Genomic DNA, 8564 nt, shown 5'->3' with positions numbered 1-8564 from the left:
AATAAGCCCTTTAGAGTCTTTAATAACATGGATATTTAAAACTTCTTATCGGGTGTTTTTGACAGCCCAAGAGATTCACGGAGTTGCACTAGCAAATTATCTTCTATTGGCGGCATTTGAAGGTAAAAACCTTTTTCATTAAGCTCGTCGATAAGCTTTTGCTTGTCAACCAGGCCAAGTTTCTCGCGCTTTTCTAGGGCGATGATAGTCACTAGCTCTGGGCGACCAAACTTCGCCATAAGCGGCTCTGGCACGTCTTCAAAATGGTCTTTCTTTGGCACGTACAAATACATGCCGTCTTTCTTTCGCGTTTTATAAACTGCGCATAACATAGAATTTTTACTCTTTCTTAATTCGTTTGTTTAGTTCTTTTGGGGTCACTATGCAGATTTAATTGGCCAGAGAGCATACACCTCTCGCCAATACTGCTCACCCATATTGCTTTTAAGGCACTATTGGGCTGGAGCGTCGCCAAGTAAGCGGGTTACGTGAGAGCGAAACAATGGCTCTCTCCACGTTGACAGTACATCGGGCATTAGTCCCTGCACGCGGGTCTCATCAACCGAAAACCAGTACCATTTTAACAGTTGATTCAGCTGTTTTTTAGAGGCAATAACGTCACTATTTACAGCATTGTCTTTCGCTATCTGGTCGCTGATAACTTTAAGCTCGGCCAGCGTTTTTTTGTACTTGGCGATATCAATTAACCGCAGCACAACCGGAAGTCTGAGCTTTTCTGGCGTTTGCGCGTACTTTGCTCTTGCCTCTTCAATTAGCGTGATGATGGTGTCGCCGTAGCGGCGTACCGACTGATGATTCACGCCGTTAATACGCGAAAGGCCAGATTTACTATCGATAAGACGCTGCGCCGCTTCAAACAAATGCCCTTCTTTGAACACAAAGTTTAGGGCCAGATCTTTTTTTCGTGCGGTATTCAAACGCCATGCCGCTAGAGCCTGTAATACAGTGAGCTGTTCGCTGTTCAATCGCCAGTTATTCTTAATGCTTAAGTACGCAAAATCTTCAGGCATTTGAGCACGCTTCTTATCAACTAGCAAAGCGATCTCTTGATAAATCCAGTGCACTTTCCCCGCCTCTTGTACTTTACTGGCTAACTGTTGGTAGCAAGGCAGTAAATACAGCACATCATTCGCTGCGTAGCTCAGCTGCGCTTCACGTAGTGGTCTGGCTAACCAATCGGTTCGCGACTCCCCTTTGTCCAAACTGATATCACACAGCAACTCTACAAGCTTTGCATAGCCAAGTGACGGACCCATGTCCAAAATACTTCCCGCAAGCTGCGTGTCGAACACAGGCGTTGGTTCGGTATCAAAGGCGGTAAGGAAAGCCTCAATATCTTCAGAACACGAGTGCAGCACTTTCACGACTTCGGTATTCTCCATGAGATCGATAAACGGCTGCATATTGTCTATGGCGAGCGGGTCAATGAGTACCAGCTGATGGCCATCGTAAAGCTGTATTAGGCCTAGATGCGGAGTAAGGGTTTTCGTTCTTACGAATTCGGTGTCTAAGGCTACCGCCTCTTGACGCTGTGCGGCAGTGCACACTTTTTCGAGTTGTTCAGATGTTGTAATTAATTGATATTGCATATTTTTGCACAGTAATAAAAAAGCCGGCTTACGCCGGCTTTCACAAAACTATTTCAACGAAATTAGTCTCGAAGCTCCCGACGCAGTATTTTACCTACATTGGTTTTTGGTAAGTCGTCTTTGAAAACAACTTGCTTAGGCACTTTGTAACCCGTTAAGTGATTACGGCAATGCGCGATAACGTCTTTTTCAGTAAGTGAGTCGCTGTTTCGAACTACAAACAATTTCACCACTTCACCACTGACTTCATGAGGAACCCCAACCGCAGCTGCTTCAACAATGTTTTCATGCATTGCAGCCACTTCTTCAATTTCGTTAGGAAACACGTTAAAGCCTGAAACTAGGATCATATCCTTTTTACGGTCAACAATATAGAAGTAACCTTCATCATCTACCGTTGCGATGTCACCTGTGGCTAACCAACCGTCTTTTAGAATTTCTTCTGTTGCCTCTGGTCGGTTCAAATATCCTTTCATTACCTGAGGGCCTTTCACCCACATTTCACCAGGCTCACCTTTTTCAACAGGATTACCGTCGTCATCAAGAAGCTTAATGTCTGTAGAAGGAACAGGCATACCGATTGCGCCTTTATAAGCTTCAATCTGTGGTGGGTTAACCGCTACCACAGGCGAACACTCTGTTAGCCCATAGCCTTCAAGAAGCACAGTACCGGTTACCTTTTCCCACTTTTCTGCTACAGGGCGCTGAACAGCCATACCGCCGCCTAAACCAAACTTAAACTTGCTGAAATCAAGTTCGCTGAATCCAGGCGTATTTAACAGGCCATTAAACAAGGTATTTACACCAGGTAAAATGGTGAACGGATATTTGCTAAGTTCGTTTACAAAAGCCGGCATGTCACGTGGGTTGGTAATAAGCAAGTTACGGCACCCGTATTTAACGAACATCAAGCAGTTCGCCAGTAGCGCAAATATATGGTAAAGCGGAAGCGCGGTAACAACAAAGTCTTCGCCTTCTTCAATCACTGTTTCTAAGATACCTGACACTTGCTCTAAATTCGCCACCATATTGCGATGAGTAAGCATGGCACCTTTAGAAACTCCAGTCGTGCCACCTGTGTATTGAAGAAACGCTAAATCGCCGCTATCAATATCTGGGCGTTTATATTCAAGAGATTGCCCTTTTTTAACCGCCGACATAAACGATGTCGTTTCAGGTAGATTAAACGAAGGCACCATCTTTTTAACGTACTTCACTACTGCGTTCACAATCCAGCGCTTAGGTGCCGGAAGCATATCGCCTAAAGCAGTCAAAAAGACTTCTTGCAGGTTAGTATCTGTAATGACTTCTTCTAAAGTACACGCGAAGTTTTCAACGATAACGATGGCTTTCGCATTAGCATCATTTAGTTGGTGCTTTAACTCACGAGCTGTATAGAGAGGGTTTACGTTAACCACAACCATCCCTGCGCGCAGAATACCAAACATGGCAACAGGATATTGAAGAAGGTTGGGCATCATAATTGCCACAGCATCACCGCGTTTTAGTCCGCTTGCCTGCAAATAAGCAGCAAATTGAGCTGATAAGGTATCTAACTCTTCAAACGTGATTGAATGCCCCATATTTATGAAGGCTTCTTTATTTTTGAACTTCTTTACCGACTGCTCGAAAATGTCTACTACAGATGCGTAACGATCGGCATCAATTTCTGCGGAAACGCGAGGGTCGTAATGCTTAAGCCAGGTTTTTTCCACCAAAACCTCCTCTACTTTATTCTTATACTATTTTATAAGCGCATGGGGAGCTGCACTTATATAACTGGTCTGATAACTTGCGAATAGTATAGGATGTGTAAAAAAAAATAAACGGCACAATTTACAATTGCTCAACAAAATGACGAATTAATACCCCTACATCGTCAGTATTTTCCATGTGAATATGGTGACCGCCTACTAATTGTTCGTATTGCGCATTTAAAAACCACCCCTTGCGATTGGGGAAAACAGTCTCAAGGTTTTTAAAACTGTTAGATGCACCAATAAAAAGAATTGGGCATACAATAGCACGCATTAGCGATTCTGCCTGCTTTTCTGTGAGTCTTAGTGTAGATTTTGTACGAAGCTTCGGGTCGCTCGACCAGAAGCAATGTCCCCCCGCATCTTGGGTTAAATTTCTCGATAAAATAGAACGCGCGTGTTCGGCAGGAATATCGGATACCTTGCACCTGGCTTTAACTGCGTCGTCTAAATCAACGATTCGCAGTTTATTTCGCGACTTCGCGTGACGACTCACTATTGCGTCACGCATTTGTGCTGCGGTTGTTTCTTCAGTTTCGGTAAGCGGCCCACAAGCATCAATACTTATTACAGCAGTGACTTTTTCCGGAAAAAGTGCGGCGAAAAGGCTCGCTAGTATTCCGCCGAGAGAGTGTCCTAATAAAATGACTTCTTCCCACTCTTGAGATTCTATTAGCGCATAAAGGTCTTGCAGGTAATCAACTTGATTGTAATGTGCGCCTAGTGCACGGTGACCAGAACGACCATGACCAGCTAAATCTAGCGCAATAAAGCGGTGAGTTTGAAGGTATGGCGCTAACAGCCGTAAGCTCTCTGCGTTATCCAAGTAGCCGTGTAAACCAAGTACGACTTTGCCGGCACCTTGATTATCTAACGCAGCTAAATGTAATGCCCCAATGTTAAATTCTGTTTCAATCATCTTTCATCCTTTGCGGCAATAAATCGCCGCGCGCTTTCCATGACCGTCCTAAAAATAAAAAAAGGCGGCAATATTATGCCGCCTCCATGATGAGATTTTTACTTCGCTTTATCCTGCCTTACGGGCTGTATCGTTGCCTTTGTCTTGCTTCGTGTAGACTTAGATTTAGAAGGAAGCGTGGCCTTGCTCGGCGCATTTTCGTAACGAATTACGCGCGTTCGATTAAAATGCGGATACATCCAAGGGCCATTGAAGCCATAAAAAGGTGAATACCAACCTGTGTGGTAATTGAAGAAGTAAGTATTTACATCATAAACCTCTTGCTTCCTCCACATGTGGTAGTCATCGGCAATGATCGTCGGATAAATGTAGGGCTGCTCACCCACCATGCCCGCAGTTGGAGCGGTAACTGTACCTAGAAACGTTGCCGCACGCCCTTCTTCAAAAACAATTGGGTCGACGAAGCCATCAATTTGTACTTTGAATCGACCCGACGTCTCTCCATTTGTTGAAGGCTTGCCATAATGATTTAGCGGAAAATGAGCGAGTTCAATGAACGTTTTGTTGGGCTTATTTTCAACACCAACAATCATTCCTCCCCATCTGGCCTTTTGGCCTTGCGCGTTCGCCCCCGACGTGACCGCTTTCGAATAGCTAACTAGCTGCGTTCCTTCAGGCACTTCTATGCTATCTGGGACTATTGTGCAGCCCGCAAATAAAAAGACTGTAAGTAAAACTAAATACCGAGACATCGACGAGCTCCTATAAATCCTAGAAAATGCTGCGTTTGAATAAAAGTCAGTCTACAAGCACTGGGTTGTTTAAAAAATACAGTGAAATTTCGATTACAACCCGCCTCTACTTTCATGTATCTCTTTATGAGAAAAAGAAAAACCGAATACCAACAACCAAACATTAGCATTTATACGAATGGACAACCACTGCCGTTCAAACACTATGTCGCTTAAATGAGATAGATCATCCCAACCAACAATTTGTAGAGTATATACGGTAGGCTTTTGTTCAAAATACACAGCGGGTTTTAACAATTTGTTAAATTTATCTACGGTGTGAATTATGGTGCTTGGAATTGAACTACGCGTAGATGTCCACGCCGAACATAGATTGAATAGACTCGCGTTGCTGCTGCTTTTCAAAGCTTGTGTATGACGCTATGGCATTTTGAGAATACGTGTTGCCATCTTCACGAATAAATTGTTGGTACGCTTTGGCGTTATCCGTTCCCTGTTCGTCGGGCGCAACAACAATCGCCCTAGCAGACGATTCGCTTTGCCCTTTACTTTGCTGTTCAGGGTCTTTGTTAATTTTAGCGACACGGCCTTGCGAAGGTTCGGAAGACGGTACGGCGAAATTATTATTGATAATCATACAAAGTTAACTGAGGCAAGAATCATACCATTGGGAAGCGAGCTTTAACCTTAAGACTCGCCCCTCTTTTCCCCGTTGCTCGATTTATCTTATTGTTAATAATGGGCGCCCAATATTCGGCGGCGTGTCGTTACTCTCTGCCTGGTAATTTTTTCCACGTTACTTTATCGCGCAGATATACAGGTTCTACATTCACAGCGTCAGATACTTCGCCTTTACTATGTGCATCTATTGCAAGTTTAAGCATGTATTGCGCGTTTGGAAGCGTGATGTCAGACGCTACCTCACCACATACTTCAGACTTCCAGTTATCAAGCTCCTCGTAGGCAGACCAGCCGGTGCCAGCTGCAATTACAGCCGCGCCGTTTTCTTCTCTAAGTACTTTTAGCTGTTCAATAGCCAATTCGGGCGGACAAACTTGCTCTTCAGTGCAAAGTACAAGCCCATTTTGCGACTGAGAGTAAACCGCGAAGTACACTTCACCCATACGCGCATCAGACGCGACGGCAATCAATGCATCTTTATGCTGAGTTTTAGACGCTACTTCAAACGCCATAGCTTCGAGCGTACTCACGCCCGCTACTTTTAAGCCTGTCCCTAACGCTAAACCTTGAATCATTCCCGTCGCTATGCGAACACCGGTAAAGCTGCCTGGGCCTCGACCAAAAGCCAGTAAATCTAGGTCGCCCAGCGAAACCTTTGCTTCTTTTAACACCTCATCGACCATGGGAAGAAGTCGCTGACTATGCTGCTGAGGGCATATCTCGAAACGCGTTATGACGGTGTCTTTGAATTGAAGCGCAACCGAACAAGCTTCGGTTGCGGTATCTATAGCTAAAATGTTCATGTTTATCTCTTATTTCATATAAGCTGAAAAGGGGCTAATGGCGTAATACACGCTTACCGCTTTTTCAGTGCTTTAACTTAGGCTTCATCAATGCCGGCTAAAAATTTTTCCACTTCGTCCAAGCTTCTTGTTCTTTTCATATCTGGCAAGCTTCCGACGAAGGTTTTGGCGTAAGGCTTCGTCACTAATCGATTGTCACATATAACCAGCACGCCTTTATCTGAAGGATCTCGGATGAGTCTTCCCGCGCCCTGCTTTAACGTAATAACAGCTTGGGGAATTTGAATAACACCAAACGGGTTTGCTCCACGTTTTTTTACATCTTCCATACGGGCTTGAAGCAGCGGGTCATCAGGTGACGCAAAGGGCAGCTTATCAATCATCACGCAAACCAAGTCGTTGCCGCGCACGTCTACTCCTTCCCAAAACGCGCCTGTGCCCATTAATACCGCTTTTTCATCTGCAAGGTACGCATCCAGCAATGCTTGCTTGGTGGTAGTCCCTTGCACCAGTAGCGGATTATCTATCTCATCTTCTAGCTTCTGCGCAATTTCTCGAAGCATAGCGTGACTAGTAAACAACAAGAAACATCTCCCGCGACTTGCTTTGATTAGCCGTTTGGCTGTTTCTAGCAAAGTTTCGCGCATAGCGTAGCTGTTTGGTTCTGGTAAATAGCGGGGCACGCACAGCATGGCCTGTTCGGGATAATTAAACGGGCTATCTAATCCTAACGTTTCTGCGTCTTCTAAGCCCATGCGGCGCTGAAAGTGATCAAAACCGCCGTTTACCATTAAGGTTGCCGAGGTAAAAATCCACCCGCGCGGCGGCGATGATACGAATCGTCTGAATTTAGCGGCAATTGATAAGGGCGTTAAATGCATAATGAGATGGCGCTGAGTAGTTTCATACCACAAACTTACATTTTCTTGCTTATTGTCGCTTAACGCATCTAACTGCTCTCTTGCAGCCACAACACGTTCGTACATGTTGTCTAAATCTTTATCGCGGCCAATATGGAGTTTACACACTTCATGCAGTACACCTAGCGCTTCGGCCAGCTTGCCCACCTGCATGCGCACGTCGTCACGGTCTAACGCCTCAGCCCAGTTGCCGCGTTCAGCCGTATCCGGGAACAATAGCCGTAAATCAGAGGCAATCATCCTGCATTTGTCAGCCGCTTTATCTAGCTGCCCAGCATCTTTTAGCACTGTTCTGAACAACAGCGTGATATCTTTCGCAATATCGTGAATTTGTCTTGTCGAAAGTGACTCGCCAAAGTAATCGCTGGCAATATCGGGAATTTGATGAGCCTCATCAAAAATAATCGCATCAGCTTCTGGAATAAGTTCGCCAAACCCTGTGTCTTTCAATGCCATATCAGCAAAGAAAAGGTGGTGGTTTACCACAATAATATCAGCATCCAGCGCCTTTCTGCGCGCTTTTACCAAGTAGCAATCTTCATAATCTGGGCAATCGCGGCCCAAGCAGTTATCCACTGTAGAGGTAACCAGCGGTAAAACACGGGCATCTTCGGGAAGGGTTTTAAGCTCCCCCATATCACCTGTTTTCGTAGTACTAGACCAACGTTTCACTTCTGAAAGCTGACCCAATACCTCTTTTTCAACGAGCGTAGAGTTGCCGCTGTGCTGCGCTACACGGTGTAGACAAAGATAGTTTGAACGGCCTTTTAACAGCGCAGTTTTTCGCTTGCTGCCTAAGGCCTTTTTTACCAGCGGTAAGTCGCGGTGAAATAGCTGCTCTTGTAAGTTTTTAGTCCCTGTAGAAACAATGGCTTTTCCGTCGCTCAACAATGCCGGAGCGAGATAAGCGAAAGTCTTTCCCGTTCCCGTACCTGCCTCTACTATTAAACTACCTGTGGTATCAATAGCGCGCTTAACCGCCTTTGCCATTTCAGTTTGAGCTTCGCGAGGTACAAACCCCTTGATAGCACCTGCAAGGAGGCCATCTGAAGAGAATACGTTATTTATTATGGGCATGGTTTAAGCGCTGTCATTACTTTTCTACTTTAGGCCGCGCATTAT

General features: G+C 45.0%; 8 protein-coding genes. All 8 read right to left on the bottom strand.

What is annotated here, in order from left to right; translation table 11 throughout:
- Window positions 1-35: 35 nt before the first annotated feature.
- A complete protein-coding gene (locus QVA83_RS08565; protein WP_287498354.1) occupies window positions 36-332 on the bottom strand; it encodes a YcgL domain-containing protein in 297 nt (98 codons plus the stop codon).
- A 120-nt stretch (window positions 333-452) separates the two neighbouring features.
- Window positions 453-1610, bottom strand: coding sequence for a ribonuclease D (gene rnd / locus QVA83_RS08560; RefSeq protein ID WP_069944575.1), 1158 nt, complete (start codon window positions 1608-1610; stop codon window positions 453-455).
- A 62-nt stretch (window positions 1611-1672) separates the two neighbouring features.
- A complete protein-coding gene (gene fadD / locus QVA83_RS08555; RefSeq protein ID WP_069944576.1) occupies window positions 1673-3325 on the bottom strand; it encodes a long-chain-fatty-acid--CoA ligase FadD in 1653 nt (550 codons plus the stop codon).
- Window positions 3326-3446: 121 nt separating this feature from the next.
- Complete coding sequence (locus QVA83_RS08550) at window positions 3447-4286, bottom strand: alpha/beta fold hydrolase (RefSeq protein ID WP_069944577.1); 840 nt, start codon at window positions 4284-4286, stop codon at window positions 3447-3449.
- 98 nt (window positions 4287-4384) lie between these two features.
- Entirely contained in the window at window positions 4385-5038 is a 654-nt protein-coding gene (locus QVA83_RS08545) for a Slp family lipoprotein (protein ID WP_069944578.1), read from the bottom strand.
- Window positions 5039-5381: 343 nt separating this feature from the next.
- The gene (locus QVA83_RS08540; protein ID WP_014950008.1) at window positions 5382-5675 is read right to left on the bottom strand and encodes a hypothetical protein; all 294 of its coding nucleotides are present in this window, start codon (window positions 5673-5675) and stop codon (window positions 5382-5384) included.
- Window positions 5676-5805: 130 nt separating this feature from the next.
- Window positions 5806-6522 carry a tRNA (adenosine(37)-N6)-threonylcarbamoyltransferase complex dimerization subunit type 1 TsaB gene (tsaB, locus tag QVA83_RS08535; protein WP_069944579.1) on the bottom strand — a complete coding sequence of 239 codons (717 nt, stop codon included), beginning with the start codon at window positions 6520-6522 and terminating at the stop codon, window positions 5806-5808.
- Between the two features lie 77 nt (window positions 6523-6599).
- Window positions 6600-8519, bottom strand: a complete 1920-nt coding sequence (gene yoaA, locus QVA83_RS08530; RefSeq protein WP_069944580.1) for a DNA repair helicase YoaA — start codon at window positions 8517-8519, stop codon at window positions 6600-6602.
- Window positions 8520-8564 lie beyond the last annotated feature (45 nt).

It is taken from the genome of Alteromonas sp. AO-Serp, from assembly GCF_017849675.1.
In the GTDB taxonomy this organism is placed as follows: domain Bacteria; phylum Pseudomonadota; class Gammaproteobacteria; order Enterobacterales; family Alteromonadaceae; genus Alteromonas; species Alteromonas macleodii.
This window is presented reverse-complemented; position numbering and strand designations above follow the sequence as displayed.